The sequence below is a fragment of the Metapseudomonas cellulosilytica genome (genome assembly GCF_049334135.1).
Taxonomy (GTDB): Bacteria; Pseudomonadota; Gammaproteobacteria; order Pseudomonadales; family Pseudomonadaceae; genus Metapseudomonas.
This window is the reverse complement of sequence record NZ_JBHZGN010000064.1, coordinates 1-562: the sequence shown is the minus strand read 5'-3', so window position 1 is coordinate 562 and position 562 is coordinate 1. Positions and strand designations below refer to the sequence as shown.

Sequence of the window (562 nt, the reverse complement as noted above, 5' to 3'; positions counted from 1 at the left end):
CACGACGTGAAGACGTTTACCTTCCACTGCCCGGACTACCCTTCGCTGGCCTACGAGCCGGGCCAGTTCCTCACCGTCTCGCCAGTGATCAACGGGGAGACGGTGTCGCGCTGCTACACCTTGTCGTCGACGCCAACCCGTCCGTTCACGTTCTCAATTACCGTCAAACGGGTACCCGGCGGCGCTGTCTCCAACTGGCTCCACGACAACCTGCAGGCTGGCCATGCCTTAGTCGCATCCGGCCCGGCAGGCATTTTCACGCCGGTTGCCGGCCCTGCGCGCAAGCTGCTGTACCTGTCAGCCGGCTCCGGGATTACGCCGCTGATGGCTATGACCCGCGCCGCTGCAGATCTGCACGCCGATCTGGACATCATCTTTGTGCACAGTGCACGCACCCCGAAAGACATCATCTTCCGCGAAGAGTTGGCCCGCCTGGAGCGCTCCATGCCCCGCCTGCGCACGTTGTTCTTCTGCGAGGGCCTGGGGGATGAGCCGAATTGGACAGGGCCTGTCGGACGTCTGTCGCTCGAGGAATTGCAGCGGCAGATCCCCGACTTCAAAG

At 63.2% G+C, this 562-nt stretch carries 1 protein-coding gene; it reads left to right on the top strand.

Annotation, left to right across the window (positions count from 1 at the left end):
• On the top strand, positions 1–562 hold a 562-nt coding region (locus ACFW0H_RS30110; RefSeq protein ID WP_422917481.1), incomplete at both ends, for an FAD-binding oxidoreductase.